Raw genomic sequence first — 21525 nt, 5'->3', positions numbered from 1 at the left:
ACTGATGGGCTTGCCGATCCGTTCGTCAAGATTACGCCTGTTGGCGATGCGTTCGAGGATGACATTTCTGTGGAGGGCGAGGTTACTCGCTTTCCGACAAATGAATGCCGCTACGATGTTGAGGTCACGCTCAAAGGCAGCAGCGCGCACAATCAGCAATTGGCGGCTATCCTAGCGGTAGACCGCGTATCTACCGCCGGCGCTGGCGTGGGCGTGTTTTTGCTTAAGGACAACAATGGCGCGACCCTGCACGCCGGTGATAAGTGCTGGCTGACGGGCAGCGCGCCGCAAGAATTCGGCAAGAACAAACCCGACTGTACTTGGAAGTTGCGCGTGGTGATGAAGCCCTATGCGTCAATCGTCGGGGGTAACTAACCGGTAACGCAACAGACGGGCCGCAGTAGCGGCGGATAGGAGCCAAAGCATGTTTGTCGATTTCAAGGTTGCCGATAGGCGATTTAAACTCGATGCCCTGAAGCTGCGTGAAGCGCTGCAGGCAGAAGCAATTCTAGTCGAGGCCGTGTTCCCTGTGGGGGCGGCGTTCGCAACGGGCAAGGTCAACAGTGCCGATCTCAAAGCAGCGCTTGCTGGCATTGGCCCGCGCCTGCAGGTGTTGATCGACTTGTTCGCAGCGTCGTGTCAAGTGGAATGGCAAGACAATCAGCTGGTGCCGCTCGCGTCATTTCTGGACTTGGTGTTCGAGCGCAAAAACGCTTCTTTGCTGTGCTGGTTGATGGCTTGCGTAGAATGGCAGTTCGCCGATTTTTTCGACGGGACTGGCCTGCCCCTGCTCAAGGCAGCGGCGAGCCGCTTTACTTCCCTGCTTGGATCGACTGGAGAATCTGGAGAATCGCAACTTCCGAAAAAGTAAAGGATAGCCTGCACGAGATACTAGAGTACTGGACGATCAACGATTTGTATGAGGCACACGTAGTCTTAAACGCCATCGAGGCGGCTGAGGCGCGTGCGGCAAGGACGCCCCGAAGTAATGGCCCTTCGTGAATTGTTCGCAAAGTTTACGTTCGATTTCGATCAAGCAACGATCAATCGCGTAACTCAAGCATCGCAAGTCGCGGAAGGCAAGGTCGCACAACTTGCTGCGAAGTTCACGGGCGCCGGGGCGGCAGCCACGCAAGCGGCAGTCCCGTTGCGCGCGATTAACAGCGCAATGGGTGAGGACACGATTAGCACCAATCGGTTGGCGCGCGCGATCGAAATCGTCGACCGCAAGTTGACCCGTATGGGCGAGACGCTGCAGGGTGCATTTGTGGGCGGAACCGGGGCAAACAAAGCAACGCAGCAGTTGAACCAGGTTGCCGCGGCTGAAAGCAAGGTCTCCCACGGCGCCGGCGGAATGAAAGCCGCATTCGGGCAGGCCCTCGCTGCGTTCGGCATTTTTGGCGGGGTGCTCGGGTCTGTGTTCGCAGGGCATGCGATCAAAGAAGGCATTGCTAACGAAATCGAAATGGCCGCCGAATTCGATCCTTTGTCGAGAAAGACAGGAATCGCGGCAGAAGCGCTGCAAGCGTTGGGGGCGTACGCAAAACACAGTGATGTCGATTTCGAAGTATTAACCGGGTCGCTAACGCAGCTCACAAAGAACGTCGGCTTGTTTGCTGCGGGCGCTCCGTCAAGAATCAAAGGTGTTTTCAAGACGCTGAAAATAGGTGTGAAAGACGTCAGGGGAATGGCGCCTGAAGACATTTTTTGGAAAATCGGTAAGGGTATTGCGGGCATTGCAGACCCTACGCAAAAGTTAGCATTCGCCCAACGGGTGTTCGGTGAATCGGGCGCTCTCATGCTTGAGATGTTTCACGGCACCGCCGAAGAAATCGAACAGCAGAAGCAGCTGTTCACCGATTTGGGTGTCGTTTATTCGAAAACGTTCGTGGAAAAAGCGGACAAAGCCGAGAAGAAAATGCATCTGCTGGGCGTGCAGTTTCATCGTGTTAAAGTAGAATTGATTGCGGGGCTGCTGCCTGCTTTGATGTGGGGCGCCAGCAAGCTGACAGCGTTCGGTGTTGCTGTTGCTAAGATAGCCGAACGCACCAGGATTTTTCAAGCTGCATTTGTGACCGGTGGGTGGCTCTTGTTCAGCAAGGTGCTAGCGCGCATTGTAACCGGGGGCGGCGGTGTGCTGGGCTGGCTGAAAAAGCTGTGGCCGCTGCTCGCGCGCATGGCGCGGGTGCTCGTGCCTTGGCTCGCCTGGACACTTATCCTCGATGATATCATGGTGTTTCTGCAGGGGGGCGATAGTGCCCTTGGGAGGTTGCTGGATCGCATTGGCGGGGCTGGTAGCGCTAAAGCAACGCTAGAAGATATCAAACAAAAGATTTCAGACCTTGCGGATTGGGCGAGTAAAGCGGCGATCGCTATCGGCGAATGGCTGTCGGCGATACGCGCGTGGGCTTCAGGCAGTTCCGATAGCGCAACGGCTGTGCAAGAGGCTTTTGGCGGGATGTGGTCGATCGTCAAAGGGTTTATGCTGTCCTGGCAAATGCTTGCCGGGGACACATCCGACGAAACACAAGCGGCATTTTTGCGCGCAACCCAACCGATCGAAAATGCATTCACAGCGCTGGGGGAGTTTTTTGGATTTCTGTGGACGGACATTAAGACCGGTGCAGCGGCCGCAATCAACGCTGTGGTGGATGCTGTTCTAGCTTTACCTGCGCGATTAGGCGGCAAGGTCTGGAAATTTCTGACCGGCGAATCCGAGGCGGCTTGGCGGAACAAGGTCGGCCTTGCTCCGGATGTTGCGCCCGTGCCACAGCCGGGCGATCGCAACTACCCGCATGTGCGCATTCCGCAAGCCGTGGATGTGGTGCCGCCTATGCTCGCACGTCCAACGAGCGGCACGGGTAGCGTGGCGACCCTGCATGATAACCGTCAAGTGACGGTCAACGTGTCCGCGCACGACAGTCCCGCTAAGGTTGGGCACGCTGTGGCAGGCGCTGTGCAAGGAGTACAACCAGCCGGACCAAATTTGAAAGCTCTACACGGAGCGCTTGCGGGGGCACCCAATGGCTGACCGAGACCACGCGCGGGGTACCTCGTGAGCGACTGGATGACATGGGACGGCGGTGCGTTGACAGCCGATTGCGTGACATCAATCGGCGCGGAGCATTCCGCGGAAGTGACTGAGCACCCTGTCGAGGATGGCTCTGTCATTGCCGACCACGTGCGGATCAATCCCCCGACTGTTGTCTTCGAATTTTCTCAATCCAAGCAGTCCCTTAAAGACGATGATCTCAAATGGCAGCAAGCGCCGATCAACGTGCGCGAAAGCCAGTTCCGCCCCCAGGGGTTGCTTGCGTTGACCATGGCGGCGGGTGCGGCAATCGGTGCGTTGACAGATGCGATCGGTCTCACCAGCAGCCCAGGCGAACTGAAAACTTGGACGCTTACAGCCAAAACGAACAAAGACCGAATCCACGAAATGCACAACGCGCTTGTCGCTATGCTGACGAAAAAGGTTTCATTTTCGTATGACGGCCTTGTGCTGTCTGACTATCTACTGACCGCGGTTAAATACAGCCGTGACAACAAACTCGGCGGCTGCGCTCGATTCCAAATCGAAGCCAAGCACGTCGAGACGGTCAAGACATCCAGCAGCAGCCTAGTTCCGACAGGACCACTTGCGGCGGGTGGGGTGCTGCGCACGCTTCCGATCGCCAACAAGGGCGGGCAGAATGCTGAGAGCAAAGAAAAAGAAGTAGTCAAGAAAAGCATGCTGGCAAGCGGCCTTGACCTAGCGGGGATTGGCCTGTGAAACAGATACCAACCGATGCAAGCGGTACCCTATTTGAGTATGTCGAGGACATCGCTCTGGACGGATCTGTATTCGCTCTGAAATTTTCTTGGAATGAACAACTAGATCACTGGGTGTTGTCCGTGTTTGCAAGCGACGCCACGCCAATCGTGCAAGGGCGTATGGTGATCAACGGTGTTGATCTACTGCGCGGGTGCGTGGTCGCTGGATGCCCGCGGGGTACTTTGTTCGCGACCCCATTGGACGGCAACAATGAGCACGCCGGCTATACCGGGCTGGGTTCGCGTGTGGCGCTGTATTATCGGGAATTGGGTGAGACGTGACCCCCGCACAGCAAAGAGACATACTGGCGGCGATTGAAGATGATCGCGAAGTTGACACGCTAGATGACTTTGCAGACGCGGAGTATTCAGATTTAGATGTGCCGATTTCAGCCGAATCGCTGCGCATACTACGGGAGGACATTGCAGAGTATCGGAGCAATCCTGTCAGCATTTATCTCGGCTCTTTTGCGGTGGACGAGTGACGCACCAATGGCTGCGGTCAATCGCCCTGGACGTGGGCACCGGGTCGAGTGGATTCGCGCTCGCCAGTACCTCCAGTTTGCGCGTCGTGTTCGAGGTCGAGCGCGATGAAAAGCCCTGGCCCAACACCGCCAAAATTCAAGTGTACAACCTGAACCCCGATCATCGCCGTGCTTTGAGCACGCTGCAAGACGTGCCGGTGAAACTGCAAGCGGGTTATCAGGACGGCATTGGACTCTTGTTTGACGGAATGCTGCGCGACGTGACGAGCGTACACGACAGCGTCGATTGGATTACCACACTCAACACCGGCGACGGGGAGCGCGATCGCAAGGGCGAGCCGATCGCCGGCAAGACAATCAAGCAGACGTGGAGTAAGGGCACACCGCTTGTGTCCGTGCTGAGTGCCTTTGCGACAGCGCTCAATGTAGACATGGGCAACGTCCAGACAATGGGCGCAGCTGCCAAGCTGCCGACGGGGCTGGCGTTAACGCACGCATTCGCCGTGGATGGCCCCGCGCTGGACGAATTGATCTATCTCATGCGGTCGTTACAAATGCCGTGGTCAATCCAAAACGGCAAATTGCAAGTGCGCCCGGCGCCGGCTGTGCCCGCAAGTGAGGGGCCTTTGATCTCAACCATGACGGGTTTGGTCGGCGGCAACGTTGAGATCTCGAGAGAGAAAGTCAAACGCTTCGGGCACACAATCGACGTCAAGCTGTGCAAAGGCAAATGCCTGCTGCTCCCTGAACTTAAACCCGGTTGCATGTTTGTGCTGGATTCACAGGCTGTGATCGGGACCGTGCTTGTGACGAAAATAAAGCACACGGGTGATACCGACGGGCAAGACTGGTACACAGAATTTGAAGGCATCTATGGCTGACTCCGACTCATCTGGCGCGTGGGCAGAGCTGCTGCACGCGGCCATTGCGCGTAGCCTAGACGGCGTGCACACGTCGATTCCCGCCAAGGTGTCGTCCTATCTGCCCCTGCTGCAGCAGGTGTCGTGTGAGCCCGTAATCGCGGGCATGCCCAAACTCGAGGATGTGCCCGTGCTGTGGCCCCGGGGCGGCGGGTGCTTTTTGCATTTTTCCCTAGAGGCCGGCGATCATGTGTTGCTGGTTTTCTGCGAGGCCGATTTTAACCCGTGGCGTTTGAGCGGTAGTGCGATGGCTCCCGCAATGCTCAAGCGCCACGGGCTGTTTGCGTGGGCGCTACCGGGTGCAGCGCCTGACGTGTCGCCCATGCTGGTGCCGTCGCTCCTGACGGGCGTTGCGATGGGTGAGGACAGCTTGACCGGGACGGTTGTGCAGGTGGCAAACAGCAAGTGCACGGTGGGTCTGCCGGTGGGAGCGCCGCAGTTGCCTGTTGTGACGGCGCTGGAGATAACGACATTGTTGGGGATGCTCAAGACAGCGCTGTCGTCCGCGCAGTCCGCTTCGGTGTGCACGCCGGGCGGCCCTGATGCTGCTTGGGCGGTGCTTAATGCCGCGCTCGCAAGTTGGGGTAGCGCGGTCGGCTCGACTGTGCTAGGAGTAACGGGATGACCCCCCCAAGACACGCTTGGAGACGCGCCAGTGTTTACGCGGCTAGCCTGCCGTGCTTGGGGGGGTTGCTTTGAGTCACGGCTTTCAAATCCCAGGCGATATGGCTTTGTCCGCGGACGGACGCTATCTGCTGCTGTGGCAAGGCGGCGAGGAAATCGCATACCGGGCGAACGTGGCACTGCAAACGTTCGCTGGCGCGTGGGTGTACGACCCGAGCAAAGGCGTCAAGTATCTATACGAGATTTTCGAAAAGCCCGCAAGCGCCGGGCTCGCGTTGCTGCGGGCCGAGATCTGGCGCGTGCTGGGTGAGACCGCGGGCATTGTCGAGGTGGTCGAGGTGCAGCTCGATTTCGACTCCGACACACGCACAGCTACAATCCGCTGGCAGGCGCGTGCAGACACAGACGGCGTGGTGAGCAGCGAGGTAACGATTAAATGACAGCAGAACACGATAGCCAAATGCTGCAATTCTGGGCGAATGAAGAGCGTCTGTTTGCGTGGTTGCGCGCGAAAATGCTGCCGGCGCGGGACTGGCGTGAAGCGCGGAGGCTGTGCGCAGCAGCATCTGCTCGATTGCGATCGCCGCAACAAGCTGGAGTATTATGACTATCACGTACGGACTGACAGACACCGGGTTTCGTCGCAAGACATATGCGGAAATCATTGCATCACTCGAAGCTTGGCAAAGGGATAAGATCAGCACCAAACTCGATCTGTCCGAGAAAACAGTCCTTGGAAACGTGAATGCGATCGTTTCCGAGGAACTGGCGCAGTCCTGGGAAACGCTGGAAGCTGCCGCCGGTGTCCTCGACCCGGATACAGCCGTGGCCGCGCTGCTGGTGGGCGTTTGCAAACTCACAGGCGTGGTGCGTAGCGGCGCGGATTATGGGCACGTTGCGGACGTTACGCTGACATTCGATCGCGCGTGTACCATCCCCGCAAATACATTGTTGCTTTCGGTCGAGGGCGAGGCGACCAATCTGTGGAGTAACGACAGCGAAATCATTGCAGCGACTGCTGGCACGCAGACCGCTGATTTCACCTCCGTCGGGACCGGGTCGACGTATGCGGCTGCCGCGGAAACGTTGACCGTGATCAGCACCCCAATACTAGGATTGGTGTCCGCGACCAATCCGACCGAAGCCACGGCTGGCACGGACCAACAGAGTTTGGACGCACTGCGCACAGAGCGTGAAGCATCTCTTGCCGCGACGGGCAAGGGCACGACTGCCGCAATAGCAGCTGCTCTGCTTACCGTGCCGGGCGTATTGGATGCGCGGGTATTCGAGAATGACACCGACACAACAGACGACGGCATCCCCCCGCACGCAATACGCCCTGTGATTTGGGACGGCACAGGCGAGGCGGCGGAAGACATGGCGCTAGCGCAGGCAATCTACACGTCCAAGGGGGCGGGTACCGAAACGCACGGCGCAATTGACTCCGCAACAACAGACCCTTGGGGAACGAGTAAGATAGTACACTTTGATCGCGCCGCAGTTGTACCAATTTACGTTGTGGTTGTGGTTTCAGGCACGTTCACCGAATCGACATTGCAGGCAGCGATCGTGGCCGCGCACGATGCTGTGATTGACCGAGACGTATATTTCGCGCTACTGATCGCGGCCGCAATCCAGTGCCCCGGCGTGACAACAGTGTCTGATTTGACGCTCGGGCTCTCGCCGGCGCCGGAAGGGCGCGTTAACCTGGTTATAGCGAATGACGAGGTCGGCGTGCTCGACACCAGCAGGGTCCACGTGGTGACGGCGCCGGAATGACGCAGCTGCAACAAAACACGACGCACATGGGTGCTGGATTGCTCAAATTGGTGCCGCCATTTTGGGGCAAGCCGCGCATTGCCGCACTGCTGCTGGGCTATCTGCAGGAAATCCAGACGCTAGAGGATGCGATTTGGTCTGTAGCAACGGGCCTTGATGTGGACACCTGCGGGAGATTTGCGCTGGAGGGTCTGGCAAAAATCGTTGACGAGCCGAGACGCCCCGCGAGCACGGACACATTAAGGACGTTAGTCAAAGGGCGTATTACTGTCAACAAAAGCGACGGCACCCCGGACGCAATCGCTACTGTGATAGCGCTGCTGACGAGCGGCACCGTGCGGGTGCTCGATAGTCTCGAGGAAGTACGGGTGTTGCAGCTGACGCTGCCTAATCCAGATGATATCGACGCAGCCGTCGGACTGCTGGACGATGCCTGTCGCGGTGGGGTGCACGTCTGCTGGTTGACGAACGCCGGGACAGGCGGCTGCGCGCGGCCTAATTACGGCGATACGACACCGGACAACACAAGACGACGGGGCTTAGTTCCGAGGAGCAATTATCATGGTTGATTTAATCGAATGGGCTTCCGACACCAATTACGACGGCGGAGCATCTCCTACAAAAATAGCTGTTGCTGCGCCTTTGGCTGGCCCCGGGCACCGTCCAGAGACAGCTAATTGCAGTGCTCAGGAGGAAAATTGGCTGCTGAATGAGCTAACAAAACGGATCAACGCAGTGCCTGTCGTGCATCAGTATCTCACGAGTGGCACGTGGATAAAACCCGTCAACGCTAAATACATTGATTTTACTCTTGTGAGCCCAGGCAGACCGGGTGCTAGCAGTACCTCCAGCGGCGGTGGTGGTGGCGGGTCGAATGGCGGCATCGTGCAACGCAGACTGCCTGCCGCAGATGTACCAGACACGTTGACCGTAACTGTTCCAGCTACGTACTACGGAGAAAATACATCTGTCTCTGGCGCCACGTTTTTAATAGCAACAGACTATGTGGGTACTGCTGCAGGCAGCGCGAGCACAGGCGCTGGGGGTGCTGGCGGCACAAATACAGGCGAGGGCGGCAAAAACGGTGGAGCCGGCGGAACTGCTGCTGTCACGGTAGGCTATGTTGGTACGCCTGGAGGAATCGGATACTGCTCAGCCGCCGCGGTTGGCGGGATTGCCGGCGATTTTCCGTCAGCGCCGCATGGTGGTGGTGGCAAGGGTGGTATTGGATACGGTGCTGGCGGTGGTGGTGGTGGCGGCACAGGTGGCGGGGGTGCGGGCGGTGGTGGTGGTGGCGGTGGTGGCGGCGGCTACGGCTGGGAAGTTGCAGCGAGTAATGGCGAGAACGGTGGCGACGGCAATAGCACAGGTGGAGCAGGTGCTCCAGGCGTCGCGATTATTACGACCTGGTGTTAATACTGCTGGCGCGCTTCGCCGCGTGTGCTATCGTGCGGAGTCTGAATGATTGAACAAGACACAGCAGCGCAACTGCGCCTGACAGTCACGCATCACCACAATCTGTATGTGCCCACACAGTGGACAGCAGAGCAAACAACGTGGGGTGCTTTTGTCGAGCAGCGGCTAGCAGCCGGGCACCGGCAAGATATCATTAAGGAGAACGCCCCGCTGATATCGTTGTATGAGCTGTGCCCTGGCGGCAAACGTTGTAACAGCGACGTCGTTTCGATTGGCGGCGTGCAATTAGACTTTGACGACAAGACTCTCGATCAGGTAATGCAGTGCGTGCTCGCCCTGCAAAATGAGGGCATTGCGTGCCTGTGTTCCACAACCTGGAAACATTGCCCGCCCGAGCACGAGCGTTGGCGAGTGATTGTGCCACTCGCGCAAGTGATTGCGCCGAGCCAATTCAACAGCTTGCTCGAGTATGTCTGGGCACATTTCGCGGAGCACGCTGATCGTGACGCAGACGGTTTAAGTCGCGGGTTCTTTGTGCCGTCGGTACACCCGGAGCGCGCTGATTTAGCGAGTATTTTCTATTTGCCAGGCTGCGGAATGCCCGTGCATTTGGTGTCCGTGCCGGCACCCTCGCCGGCACCCGCGCCGGCCGCGGTGCGAATCATCCAGCACGAAACTTGGACGCTGTTGTTCAAGCGCTGGCGCGGCAGCACCAAGTCAAACCTCATCGACCTGGGAAATCGTGGCGCGTCTGCTCTGCTGGGCATGCCGATCGCACAACCCGGCGAGCGGGACACGGTACTCTGGGATTTCGTTTGCGGTATTGTACGTGCATATCCAGACGTGTCCGCAGATGCCGTCTGGGAATTGCTGCGGCACAGTATTGAACGTGCTGCGGCAGACTACCCGCAGGACTGCCTAACGGAGCACGACGTAAGAGAAAAACTCGAACGCGCTCGGGTTGCACACCTTGCTGATAGCGATGCGAGTATGCCGTTCGATCGCAAAAGCGCTATAAAACAAGCGTTTGGCAGCAACCGCGACACGCAGTACACAGCCGACGAGTTAGCGAACATTCGAGAAATGACTGGGCTGTCGGCAACACAGCTGGACAAAGCGTGGATATTGCAGCACGAAACAGATTACTATATTCTTGGACCACTCGGAAAACTATACACGGCGGGACGCGAAGCACTGCTCAATACGTGTCGTGTTGCGCTTGCCCCCGCGCCGGTGGAATTGTATTGCGTCGACAAGGCTGGGCGCCGGCTGAAAACAGCGCCGGAGCTGCTCGAGGCGCATAGCCTGCCGCTGGCTGAGGTGCGGCGTTCTTTGGTTACGAGCAAGCCTATCTTCGACCTGCCTGCGCGCAAAATCACATTACCCTCGTGCCCGAAGCGTCCGCTCGTGGCTCGGTACTCGGCTGAAATCGACGAATGGCTCGTTGCGTTGGCTGGCGTACGGTATTTGGATTTAATCAAATGGATTGCCCACGTGCCAGATCTTTCGCGGCCGCTCACAGGGCTAGTGCTGACTGGGCGCAAGTCGGTCGGCAAAAGCCTGCTAGCAAATGGGCTCGCACGCCTGTGGGTTACGAGCGGACCAAGCAAATTGTCTGAGGCCATGGGCGGTTTTAATTCGACTTTGGAACGCTGCCCCTTCTGTCATGCGGACGAAGCCGACATCCCCAAAGACAGCCGCGGTGTCGAACGCACCGGCGAATTGAGAGAATTCGTGCAGTCCACGTCTAGACTGATCAACGAAAAATTCCGCCGGCAGGTGCCGCTTGACGGCGCTGCACGGCTGCAGATTTCAGCAAACAATGAAAACGTGTTTTCGCTACACGCCGATCTAACCGACCATGATTTAGACGCAATTGCCGAGCGATTCACACACATCAAGTGCTTGCCGATGGCCGCGGAATATCTAGAGGCTATTGGCGGACGTGAAGGTGTCGAGCCGTGGATCGAAGGTGATGCGTTACCCGCGCACGCTTTGTGGCTCGCAGAGCAGCACGGGAGTGTATGGGCTGGACGCTTTGGCGTTGAATCATCCGGCGGCGGTGATTTGGCAGACACGCTCGCTGTGCGCGGCGGAGTAAGATCGAAGGTGTGTGAGCTGTGCGTGCGTGCACTGAGCAACACGGAACCGCTAGGCGACGGGTGCTTTATATCCGGTCGTGAAATGATCGTGCATCTCGATTGGGTGCTTCGGATGTGGGAATTGATTCTAGGCAAGGGACGCGTGCCGCCGACGAGCGCAGTGATTCAAGCATTGGAAGGCTTGGGGGAAAGGCTCGAAAGCAGTGACGGGTTGATCTATTTCGTGCTCTCGCCGTCAAAACTGGAAGCGTGGGCGCTCGAAAGCGGATTTGGCACGTCCGCACGCGTTGGAAATTGGTTGGTACATCATGGCAATTGAAACAAGCGACACGAAGATAGCTATAATTAAGACGCTACTCGATGCTGGATACACCTGCGAAATGCGGGCTCCGCGCTCGGAAGACGATCCGATAAGTAAGCTAGAATCTAATTTGCGAGAGATATCGAGGACTGTGCAAGAACACGAGATGTCTGTGTTTGACGCGCTGTGCACAGCGTATATGCTGGGGGTGCAACATGCAAACTGAAATCCTCGTGACCGAACAAGCTGGCACCGGGCACGTGTATGCACGCCAGGTGCAAGTGTCGTGGAATTCGCCGCAGTGGCGCCGGTACTCACAGCGCCCCGGCACAACGTCTGCTATAGGACGCCGGTCTTTACTAACGGACAGGGCGATTTAGTGCACACAACGATCGTTGCCGCCCTGTTTGGCTGCGGCGCGGCTCGCAATTGTGGGGGTGCTCCGTGACAGAGCTTGTCGTCTCTCCGAGCCGGATCAAAGACGCTGCACGGTGCCTGCGTTACTGGGCATTTCATAAACTGGCGAGATTACCGCGCGAAGAAACCCAGCCGCTCCGAGATGGCAAGGCCGCACATTCCGTGGCTGAAAATTACCTGAAACACGGCACGCAACCGAGCGTGCAAACCAAGCACGGGCGTTGGTTTGTCGAGGGTATGCACCTGTTGCCCAAGCCTAAAACCTGCCTGGTCGAGCACCGGGTGCAGTTCGCTTGGGCAGATCTGCAGTGGACTGTAGTAACGGATTTTATTCACTCACAGTCGCGCACCAAAGGCGACCACAAATTCATCGGCCCCGGGTCGTTCCCGTTCGTCCTCACGCCCGAGAGCATGCTGGACGATTGCCAGGTGCTGCTGAATGCGATTGCGCCACCACAGTTTCCCGAGACCAATTTGTGCTGGATTTACTATCCCAAGTCTGGCGGCCGCAAGCCGTGGGCAGTCAATTCGCGCGTGGACATTGCCGCCGCCGAGAGCAATTTCCGTCGCCTGCATCTTCCGCTCGTGCAGCAAATGCACGAGTATCATAAACTTTGTGCTGGCGCGCATCCAGACGACATGGTAGCGTTGGTTAATTGCATGCCGTGCAACGCCAAAAACTGTTTTGCGTACGGCAAACCGTGCGAATATATGGCCCAATGTGGCCGCTAACAAAAGGAGCCCGAAAAATGGTAGTAGCAGAAACGCCCCAAGAAAGAGTAGCGCGCATCCGCGCCGAACTCGATGCCAAGCGCAACACACCAGCCGCGCCAGCACCGGCCACGCCCCCAGACGCCCCGGCACCCACGGCGCCAGCCGAGCCACAAATGCCAAGCGTAGCGGGCATGACGCCCAAAGTTTGGGCACTGCTGAGCCCGGAGACCAAAGCGGCTATCGTTGCCGCCAGTTCGCCGGCGCCAGCAGCCCCTGCTGCGCCAGCACCGGCAGCACCGGCAGTGCCAGCAGCGCCAGCAGCCCCTGCTGCGCCAGCACCAGCAGCGGGACAAATACCCGGCCCCGGGCAGCCAATGTTCAGCCGGCAGACGGCGCCGATCAATCCGCCCGATATGCTCGGCGGTACTGCGCCGCCCGTGCCAGGCGAACCCCCGCCCGCAGCGCCGGCAATCGAAACCAAGCGCGGACGTGGTCGCCCTGCCGCGGTTGCTGCAACCGCGCCTGCAACTGACGTGCAAGAACGCATTGCGGCAGCCCTTGAGACGATCGCCGCTCTGTTGGAGGTGCTCGCGACCAAGTAAAACAACACACCCCAATCCAGCCCCGCACGCGAAAGCGCCGGGGCTTTCGGGGTATCATGCCTGTACTGAGACTAGATCAAAAAGCACGCGACGCAGCCGCATACCCCGACCAAAACGAGCCGACTACAAACAGCTGGGTGCCGATCATGTACGCCTATCTCGAGGACCTCGGCTGCAAGCCGGTCGAAAATGTGATCATCGATAGAACCCGACCAGCGGCAACCCAAACCGGCGCGCGCGTCGCGTGAGTCGCATCCTTTCCCTCCCCAAACGGCCCCCGCTTGCGGACGCGGCAGACCTGGTACAACCAATGACAGAGTGGCTGCGCTGCTCCACCGGCACGCAGTTACTGCGACCCATTCAAGCCGCAGCACTGCTTGAATTAGCTGACCATGGCGGCTGCCTGCTGGCGGCACGTGTTGGCGCCGGCAAGACCCTCCCTTTGGCGCTGGGCGCTGTTGTGACCGGCGCGCAGCGTCCACTGCTGATCAATCCTGCGGGCGATGTCAAAGACAAAAAAGTCGAGTATGCTTCCCTGCGCCGGCACTGGCGCATCCCCTCCCGCCTGGAGATCATCAGCTACAACAAACTCTCTCGAGCGCAAGACTGCCCAACGCACGGCGCCAAGCCGTGCGCCTGTGAGCGGCCGACGTTTCTGGATTTGTACAGACCGGATTATATCGGTTGCGACGAATGCCAGGCGCTGAGGTACGTCGAGTCGGCTGCGTGCGCGCGAAAATTTGCGCGGTACGCCGCCAGCGAACACGGGCAACGCTGCAAATACATGTTTGGCACTGGCACGCTTGCCCGCGAGTGTACGCTTGACTACGGGCATATTCTGGCCTGGGCGCTCAAACAAGGAGCGCCGGTGCCTTTAGAGCCAACCGTGCGTGAAGAATGGTCTGCTTTGATTGACGGTGTCAAGGGGGATGTCTCAAGGGCGGTGTCCTACAGCATTTTGCAACCGCATTTTGCTGAGCCGATCTTTGATCAGCAAAGCGCCCGAGCCGCGTTTGCCGATCGCCTAGAGCAAACGCCCGGTGTCATTATCAGCAGAGACCTATTCGACGAGCAACCACTCACGGTGCAGCCGCTGCACTGGCACGCGCCGGAGAACCTCGAGCAGCAGTGGATTGATCTCCGGACACTCTGGACGCTGCCCGACGGCTGGCTGCTCGCGGACAAGTCGATCGGGGTGTGGCAGTCGGCACAACAACTAGCACTCGGATTTTATTATACCTCCGACCCATGGCCGCCGGATGATTGGCTCGAGGCCTACAAACAATGGGCTAAATTCTGCCACCGCGTGCTCGAATCGTCCGACACCCTGGACAGCGAGCTACAGGTCAAACACGCGTGTCGCGCTGGGGTGCTGGACCCGTGGGCGTTGAATGCGTGGGAAGCGATAGCCGAGTCGTTCACGCGCAACACCGTCCCGGTGTGGCTGTCCACGCACGCGGTCGAGGCGGCTGCGGCGTGGGGGCAGCAGGGCGGCATTGTGTGGTCGAGCTACAGGGCGTTTGGGCTCGCGCTCGCCGAACGCACGGGGTGGACGTACTATGGAGCGCAAGGACGTAATGCAGAGGGGCGGTCGATCAACGAAGCGACAGCCCCTACAATTATCGCGAGCTGTCGCAGTTGCACCACGTCGCGAAATCTGCAGGTTGGCGTCGGACCCGGCGGGGTCGGATATAGGCGCAATCTCTTTTGTACGCCCCCACAAAAAGCCGTAGACTGGGAACAGAGAATCGGCCGAACGCACCGTGAGGGGGCGTCAGCTGGGGTGCATATTGACTATGTGGTGGGGTGCCTCGAGAATTTCGTGGCGCTCCACGTCGGACTGAGCTATGCTCGACGAGCAGAGCTCATCGAACGTCAACCCCAAAAAATACTGCACGCCCAAACAATGCTACCACGCCCGGACTGGGCTGTCGGAGCGGCGTTTGGGGTGCTGCCGACAGAAAGCAAAGAACCATGAAATGCACAACACAGAGTGCCCCAACAGAACATTTGCCGGCTGGGCGCGCGCGTATTAAGGGTAGCAGAGCATATACTTTCGAAACATTTTGGTGTGCTGACGGTGCATGCTGGGATACTTGTACCGAGGCTATACCAGTGGCTGTGGTGCTCGCGGTATTGCGAGTCAACGGGTGTTTACTGTGAGGTACTTAACAGCCCCAGAAACTGCTACACTGCGCGCTGCGGAGCGGATACTTTCCGGATTGCACGCAAAGTATGAGGAATCTCCTTATACCGCTGATCGTGTGGTAGAACAACATATGCTTTGGACTGGAGCCAACGCGATCGAAGCAGTACTAAAAATCGCGCCCAACAGCCCAAAAAAGCCGTCCGTTGAATTGCAAGAGCCGTGGTGCTGGGAATGGCACGACGCTCTCGGTGTATGGATGGCCGTAAATCGATTATCCAGGGCTGCCGTGTGGATTAGGCACGACATTCTTTGGCAAGACTCTGAGCACAATCCACCCGTCAATGTCGTGCGCTCGGTTATGCGCCAAGCACGAGTTATTTAACTTAACTTCATTCTCTCCGATCACACAAGGAACAATATGCCAATACCCCCACACATTCAAGCAATCATAGACCGTCAAGCACAGGGCGCAGCCGCCCCAGCCGCCGCACAGCCGGCGCCAGCGCCAGCAGTCATAGCACCCCCGCCATTCGATCCGAACGTCATGCCATCACTAGGAGCAATCCCCGATCAAAGTCAGAGAGGCCCCAAGTGGCTGCCGTACAACGAGGTGTATGATATCAGAGTGATCCTACACCAGCTGAGGCACTGCGCGCCAACACAGCGAAGCGGACCGAAATTCGAAGCAACATTTGATGTCGTGCGTGTAGACACCGGCGCTACCGCAGGGTTCAATCCAGCCTCTATCCTAGTCGGAACAACACGCGCATTGCCATGGTTCTACAACCCGTATGCGTTTGGCAAAGACAAAGAAAACAGCGACCGCAGCTTGCGCCGATTCAAAGAATTTGTTGCTGGTTGCATGGGGCAAACGGGACAAAAGGGTTTTGATGCTGATAGCGCGAGGAGCGAACTCATACGCATGTCAATCCAAATCCCCTCGCTCGGCATCCCGCTCCGACTGATCAATGTCGAGGATGGTGTCAGCAAAGAAACCGGCAAGACATTTTACGCGCCGGTCTGCATGCTGGCTACTGATTGAAAAAGAAAATGCGCGACTCCCTTCGTTGGCCTCCAAATGTGACAGCCTGTCGTTAGCAAGTCGCGCTTCCCACGACCACAGAGAACATCGCCGGTGCAAGCCCGGGGCGTGGGACCACGTAACTCCAAATAAATAGCGTACACTCCACCAATGCGACTTGGGCATGACAACACCAGCCCCCACCCCAGAAGCAATTACCGGCGCGGACACCGAAACCGAGCGCTTTGCGCCGGGCTACATGGCGCCGCGCCCGGTGTGCTTGTCCTTGGACGGACCTGCTGCGGGCGGCGCGCTGTTGATCCCCACGCCCGAAGCAAGAGAAGTGTTTCTGCACGCGCTGCACGCCCCAACAATTTGGCACAACGCTCCATACGACCTCTGCTGCGCGCTTGCGTGGTGGGGGTGCTCGCGTGCTGTAGTGGGGGCGCTCGAATCCGACCTGATTGGTGATACCTGGGTGATCCAGCGTCTGGCGATCATTGGCGGCCTGGCGAAGTGGACGGACCTAAGTCTGGACGTGCTGCACGCGTACCACGGACTAGGCGAACTGCCGAAAGATCCGGAGGTGCGCCTGAACTACGGCGCATTGCTGGACCGTCCTTTAGAGGACTACACCTCCGCGCAAATTGCCTACGCGCGAGACGACGCGACCGCGGTGCGCAAACTGTACGGACGCCAGCACAAATGGCTCACACGCGAGGGCGGCATTGCTTGGAGCGATGTCTGCGCGCTCACCAGAAAAAGAGTGTGGCTCGAAGCCTGCCGGTGCTGGGGGCTGCGCACGGACGGCGCCAAGTTAGCCGACTTGCAGCGGGCTGTCGAAAAGCACATAGGCACATTGCGCGCGCAAGCGCAAGTGCCGGCGCTGCTGGAGGACGAGCCCGATAACACGCCGGACCCCAGCCTGGTGCGCGCCTGCGGAACCGGAAACAAAATCCGGCAACAGGCTCTTGTGGCCGCTGCGTACCTCGCACCCAGACCGTTACCGTTGCCAGGGCGACCGCTCAAAGAGCGTGTTGCTGCCGCTGTACCGCTCGTGCCGCCGTCAATACTGACGACCAAACCACGCCAAGCAAAGGATGCGTCCCCCCGCAAAAAACACTGGCACCCGTCAATCAAGACAACACGATCCGTGCTCGAGGAAAGTGGCGACGAAAGGCTCGTGGCATTCGCGGAATACGGATCGTGGTCGTCTCTCGAGAGCACCCTGCCGCACTACGCCGCCGGAGCAACCGCACCAATCAGCACGCATTGGGGCGTGGCCGACTCAACGCGCACGACCAGCAGCAACCCGCAGGTCCAAAATCTCGGCACGGACAACGGCATCCGGGAGTGTTTCGTACCGCGGCGTGGACACTGTTTTGTTTCCGTGGACCACGGTGGGCTCGAAAATGCAACGCTGGCGCAGTTCGGCATTTGGTATCTCAGGGACCGATCGTTCGCGGATTTCGTCAACGCCGGCAAAGATCTGCACACACTCGTGGCCAGCCGTATTTTCGGATGCACGTATGCAGAGGGAGTCGAGCTCAAGGAGCGAAAGCACCCCGGATTTTCGCTCGCTCGAGACGCAGCCAAGCCAATCGATTTTGGAGCGCCAGGCGGTGCTGGATGGCGCCGCCTCAAGATCAGCGCCAAACAACTGCAGGGTCTCGACTGGACTGAGCAGCAAGCTAAGACCTACCGCCAAGCATGGGCCGACGCTGTGCCCGTGGGCGCCAAAATGCACGATTGGGTGGGACATTGCGAACAGACAGACGGGCGCTTTACTGTGCCGATTCCTGGTACGTCTATCATCCGCCGCAACGTAACGTTCTGCAGCGCGTGCAACAACAGTTTTCAATCTCTCGGCGCGGTCATCGAAGGTGTAGTGGGTTGGGAAATGTTCAAAGAACGGTTATTGTGTTTGGATTCGCCGCTGGCGCGCTGTGCAATGGTTAATTACGTGCATGATGAATTCATTTTCGAGGTGCCTCTAGATATCGTAGACGCGTCCGCAAAACGTCTCGAGACATTGATGCACGCAATCCCCCGACGGGTGATGCCGGACGTTATCCTGAGCAGCAAGGCCGAAGCTATGTCCTATTGGAGCAAGAGCGCCAGGCGCATTGTGTTAAACGACAAGTTGCGCGTTTGGCCGCTGTTGTGTGCGCGCTGCAAAGCGCCGCACGATACGCCGGGAAAAGTATGCGCGTGCGGTATAAACGGGGAATATCTGTCTGACGTGGAGGCATATGGCTACTGACCCCACCCCAACCGACCAAATCCAGTACATGGTGATTATAAGCGAATTCGATCTGGTTGCTGCGGAGCGCTGCTACCGCCCCGCAGATCTCGGACTGGTGCTGCTCGGCACGTCCACGCGCCGGTGCCCGTGGGGAGTGGACGTAGTGGCGCTGTGGGGTTCCCCCCGGGGGTTTGCGTGGGTCCAATGCGCATCCTAGCCAATGACCCTGGCGGCAAGCCCGGCTATGCCCTGCTCGACTGCACCACGTGCGTGCAGCGCAAATACATGCACCGCGCACTACCACCGCTACCTGTAGTGCTCGGCATGTGGCCCGCTATGCCTTCCCCCGCGCCTGCCGCAGACAGATGCGTGACCGAGCTGCAGTGGCTGTACTCGCTGCAAAAGCGCAATGCAATCCTGACACTAGCTCCCCGCGCAGGCTGGCAGCTGGCTGTGATGTGCATGCTGACCGGCGGTACGCCGCACGCGCAGCTGCCGCACGACTGGCGGCAAACGCTGCGCGTGCCCGAAAGAACTGAAAAAAATGTGGTAACCGCCCGCGTGGAGCGGTCGCTAACACCGGCCGAAACCGGACTAGTGAGGCTGCTGCGGCTCACGCCCAAGCGGCTGCTCGATATTTACGACGCGATTGCGATAGGTTGGGCGGATTACCTCGAGCCGCGTCCCTGGGCGATTCCCCCTTGACGAAAACAACTTGCAACAGGCGATTTCGCTTGTCTGTTTCCGCGCCGTGCCGTATAAATTAGTAGTAGGCAACACAATGACCCGCGCCGTAAAATCAGCTGCCCTCCTGATAGCATGCGTCATCCTAATCGCAGGCTGCATGCCATCACAATCAGGCACGGGTCCCGATCCTATGCGCATGGCCGCCGACATGTACCAGTTCAATGTTGTCGGCTTTTCAGCGGCCGACACAGCAGTGCTGCAAGCAGCCGCTGACGATTGGTGCGCGGCAAGCGAGGGACGCTTGTGCGCGACTGTCGGCAATCTCCCCACGGCAAAAAGTAGCATCGTACTCCGGACCGACACACCTCCAGCAGCAGAAGGAGGTGTGTCTGCGGGCGGTGTCTACAATCGCCCTTATTGCCAAGATCACATTAACCCGCCGTCCGACGGTATGCGTATTGACATTTACCCCGGGGCCCACGATGCCAGACTACATTTACTCCTGCTGCATGAGCTAGGGCACCTATTCGGCGCCGACCACTCAGCGGACCCCAATGATGTGATGTACCCGAACGACGCTATTGGTCCACATGGACTGACCGGCAACGATATTTCAGCGGCCGCATGCCCGTGGCTGCAATAGCAAGGAGCAACAACAACATGGCCCCCATAGCAAACAAACTCGCGCAAATCACGCTCACATACCTATCCGGTGCAATTATGCTGTACTTGATTTTTGCAATCCAACACCTAGGATGATCAATGCCGACCAATTGCATCGACCAACAAGCCAGTAATATACTCGACACCCTGGACACAGTCCGCTGCACGCCTATTGCGATTACCCGCAGTGGGTGCTGCGTGTACGTCACGTACGGCACGCTGCAAGTCAAGGGAAAAACCACCCGCGACGCCCTGGCCCAGCTGTGCCAAGTGCTGGTAGCAGATCCGCCCCGGCGCGGAGCTGTGTTGCCGGACGAATATACCGAGACCCTACGCAGCTGCCAGTGTGCGTGCGGTCCGGTGCACGGATGACACAACTGCAAGCCACGCTAACCGCCCTGCGCACCGTGCGCCTCGAGGCCAAGGCAATCGCCGCACAAATCGAGACCCTCGAGGCCCCGTACAAATCCGCCATGGCCTCAGCGACCGGCGCGCTACGTGCCCAGCTGACCGCCAACAAAACCGCGGACGAATCCCTATCTGCGTCCGCCCAAGAGCAGTATCTCACCCTAGCGCGCGAGAGAGCAGCTGCCATCGCAGGCAATCCAGATTCCCCTGCAGAGGCTGTGGCTCTAGTGCCTGGCTGCAGCGTAAAATGGCTAACATTCGTGCAACTAGACGACCCGCAGACACTACCTCGATTTGTCTTAGTGCCGGATACCAAATTAATCAAAGATGCCCTGGTAGCAGCAATTGAAGTGCCAGGCGCGCAATTAAAACAACTGCCCGCGTTTGCATTCGCCAAAGAGCCCAAACCATGACACCAGCCGAAAGGGAGCAACTGCCCGTATTCGACTGCACCTGCTGCACCCACTGCACCGACTGCACCGACTGCACCCGCTGCGCCGACTGCACCGACTGCACCGACTGCACCCGCTGCACCGACTGCACCCGCTGCTCAGTCTGCAGCGCCTGCACCGACTGCACAGGCTGCACCGACTGCACCCGCTGCACCGACTGCACCCGCTGCAACGACTGCGCCGACTGCACCGGCTGCACCCGCTGCACCGACTGCTGGGACTGCACCCGCTGCTGGGACTGCACCCGCTGCTGGGACTGCGCCCGCTGCACCGACTGCACCCGCTGCACCGGCTGCACCGACTGCGCCCGCTGCACCGACTGCACCCGCTGCAACGACTGCGCCGACTGCACCGGCTGCGCCGACTGCACCGGCTGCACCCGCTGCACCCGCTGCACCGGCTGCACCCGCTGCAACGACTGCGCCGACTGCACCGGAATCAAAAACGGTCGCGGGCTGCGATATGTGGCATTTGGCGTGCAGCTGACCGCACAGCAGTGGCAGCAATTGGAGCCTAAAACATGACACCAGAAGAAATATTAGCATTAACATCCGTCGAAAGGGAGCAACTGCCCGTATTCGACTGCACCGACTGCACCCGCTGCACCGGCTGCTGGGACTGCACCCGCTGCACCGGCTGCACCCGCTGCGCCGACTGCACCCGCTGCGCCGACTGCACCGACTGCACCCGCTGCACCGACTGCGCCGACTGCACCGACTGCGCCGAC

At 58.8% G+C, this 21525-nt stretch carries 22 protein-coding genes; 21 read left to right on the top strand and 1 reads right to left on the bottom strand.

Going from position 1 to position 21525, the window contains the following annotated elements:
* From WC359_13200 to WC359_13170, 7 genes are all read left to right on the top strand, one after another.
* On the top strand, window positions 1-375 hold a 375-nt coding region (locus WC359_13200), incomplete at its 5' end, for a hypothetical protein (protein ID MFA5401399.1).
* Between the two features lie 49 nt (window positions 376-424).
* Window positions 425-871 carry a hypothetical protein gene (locus WC359_13195; GenBank protein MFA5401398.1) on the top strand — a complete coding sequence of 149 codons (447 nt, stop codon included), beginning with the start codon at window positions 425-427 and terminating at the stop codon, window positions 869-871.
* Window positions 872-988: 117 nt separating this feature from the next.
* Window positions 989-3031 (top strand): hypothetical protein, encoded by a 2043-nt coding sequence (locus WC359_13190; GenBank protein ID MFA5401397.1) that lies wholly within the window; start codon window positions 989-991, stop codon window positions 3029-3031.
* 24 nt (window positions 3032-3055) lie between these two features.
* Window positions 3056-3772: a phage baseplate protein gene (locus WC359_13185; protein MFA5401396.1), complete on the top strand. Its 717-nt coding sequence runs from the start codon at window positions 3056-3058 to the stop codon at window positions 3770-3772.
* Window positions 3769-4095: a hypothetical protein gene (locus WC359_13180; protein ID MFA5401395.1), complete on the top strand. Its 327-nt coding sequence runs from the start codon at window positions 3769-3771 to the stop codon at window positions 4093-4095. Before WC359_13185 ends, WC359_13180 begins: the two co-directional genes overlap by 4 nt.
* Window positions 4092-4298 carry a hypothetical protein gene (locus WC359_13175; GenBank protein ID MFA5401394.1) on the top strand — a complete coding sequence of 69 codons (207 nt, stop codon included), beginning with the start codon at window positions 4092-4094 and terminating at the stop codon, window positions 4296-4298. Before WC359_13180 ends, WC359_13175 begins: the two co-directional genes overlap by 4 nt.
* Complete coding sequence (locus tag WC359_13170; protein MFA5401393.1) at window positions 4295-5179, top strand: hypothetical protein; 885 nt, start codon at window positions 4295-4297, stop codon at window positions 5177-5179. The genes WC359_13175 and WC359_13170 overlap by 4 nt, the downstream gene beginning before the upstream one ends.
* Window positions 5180-5404: 225 nt before the next feature.
* On the opposite strand, the gene WC359_13165 is transcribed toward WC359_13170, so the two are convergent.
* Window positions 5405-5746, bottom strand: coding sequence for a hypothetical protein (locus WC359_13165; GenBank protein ID MFA5401392.1), 342 nt, complete (start codon window positions 5744-5746; stop codon window positions 5405-5407).
* A 299-nt stretch (window positions 5747-6045) separates the two neighbouring features.
* Between WC359_13165 and WC359_13160 the strand changes: the two genes are divergently transcribed.
* The 14 genes from WC359_13160 to WC359_13095 all read left to right on the top strand — a co-directional run.
* Window positions 6046-6282 (top strand): hypothetical protein, encoded by a 237-nt coding sequence (locus WC359_13160; protein MFA5401391.1) that lies wholly within the window; start codon window positions 6046-6048, stop codon window positions 6280-6282.
* Window positions 6283-6394: 112 nt separating this feature from the next.
* Window positions 6395-7621: a hypothetical protein gene (locus WC359_13155; protein MFA5401390.1), complete on the top strand. Its 1227-nt coding sequence runs from the start codon at window positions 6395-6397 to the stop codon at window positions 7619-7621.
* A complete protein-coding gene (locus tag WC359_13150; GenBank protein ID MFA5401389.1) occupies window positions 7618-8190 on the top strand; it encodes a hypothetical protein in 573 nt (190 codons plus the stop codon). Before WC359_13155 ends, WC359_13150 begins: the two co-directional genes overlap by 4 nt.
* 551 nt (window positions 8191-8741) lie before the next feature.
* On the top strand, window positions 8742-9086 hold the full coding sequence (locus tag WC359_13145) for a hypothetical protein (GenBank protein ID MFA5401388.1): 345 nt from the start codon (window positions 8742-8744) through the stop codon (window positions 9084-9086).
* Complete coding sequence (locus WC359_13140) at window positions 9083-11458, top strand: primase-helicase family protein (protein ID MFA5401387.1); 2376 nt, start codon at window positions 9083-9085, stop codon at window positions 11456-11458. The genes WC359_13145 and WC359_13140 overlap by 4 nt, the downstream gene beginning before the upstream one ends.
* 426 nt (window positions 11459-11884) lie before the next feature.
* Entirely contained in the window at window positions 11885-12589 is a 705-nt protein-coding gene (locus tag WC359_13135; protein MFA5401386.1) for a PD-(D/E)XK nuclease family protein, read from the top strand.
* A gap of 187 nt (window positions 12590-12776) precedes the next feature.
* A complete protein-coding gene (locus tag WC359_13130) occupies window positions 12777-13103 on the top strand; it encodes a hypothetical protein (protein ID MFA5401385.1) in 327 nt (108 codons plus the stop codon).
* Between the two features lie 380 nt (window positions 13104-13483).
* On the top strand, window positions 13484-15151 hold the full coding sequence (locus tag WC359_13125) for a hypothetical protein (protein MFA5401384.1): 1668 nt from the start codon (window positions 13484-13486) through the stop codon (window positions 15149-15151).
* A gap of 715 nt (window positions 15152-15866) precedes the next feature.
* Window positions 15867-16364, top strand: a complete 498-nt coding sequence (locus WC359_13120) for a hypothetical protein (protein MFA5401383.1) — start codon at window positions 15867-15869, stop codon at window positions 16362-16364.
* 163 nt (window positions 16365-16527) lie between these two features.
* Window positions 16528-18606, top strand: coding sequence for a DNA polymerase (locus tag WC359_13115; protein ID MFA5401382.1), 2079 nt, complete (start codon window positions 16528-16530; stop codon window positions 18604-18606).
* A 129-nt stretch (window positions 18607-18735) separates the two neighbouring features.
* Complete coding sequence (locus tag WC359_13110; protein MFA5401381.1) at window positions 18736-19293, top strand: hypothetical protein; 558 nt, start codon at window positions 18736-18738, stop codon at window positions 19291-19293.
* A gap of 1013 nt (window positions 19294-20306) precedes the next feature.
* Window positions 20307-20759 carry a hypothetical protein gene (locus WC359_13105; GenBank protein MFA5401380.1) on the top strand — a complete coding sequence of 151 codons (453 nt, stop codon included), beginning with the start codon at window positions 20307-20309 and terminating at the stop codon, window positions 20757-20759.
* The gene (locus tag WC359_13100) at window positions 20756-21322 is read left to right on the top strand and encodes a hypothetical protein (protein MFA5401379.1); all 567 of its coding nucleotides are present in this window, start codon (window positions 20756-20758) and stop codon (window positions 21320-21322) included. The genes WC359_13105 and WC359_13100 overlap by 4 nt, the downstream gene beginning before the upstream one ends.
* The coding region (locus WC359_13095; GenBank protein MFA5401378.1) for a hypothetical protein at window positions 21319-21525 on the top strand (207 nt) is incomplete at its 3' end. The genes WC359_13100 and WC359_13095, both read left to right, overlap by 4 nt.

This window comes from Dehalococcoidia bacterium, from assembly GCA_041653995.1.
In the GTDB taxonomy this organism is placed as follows: Bacteria; Chloroflexota; Dehalococcoidia; order GIF9; family UBA5629; genus CAIMUM01.
Note: the sequence above shows the minus strand (reverse complement) of the source record. Positions and strands in the feature narration are given on the sequence as shown.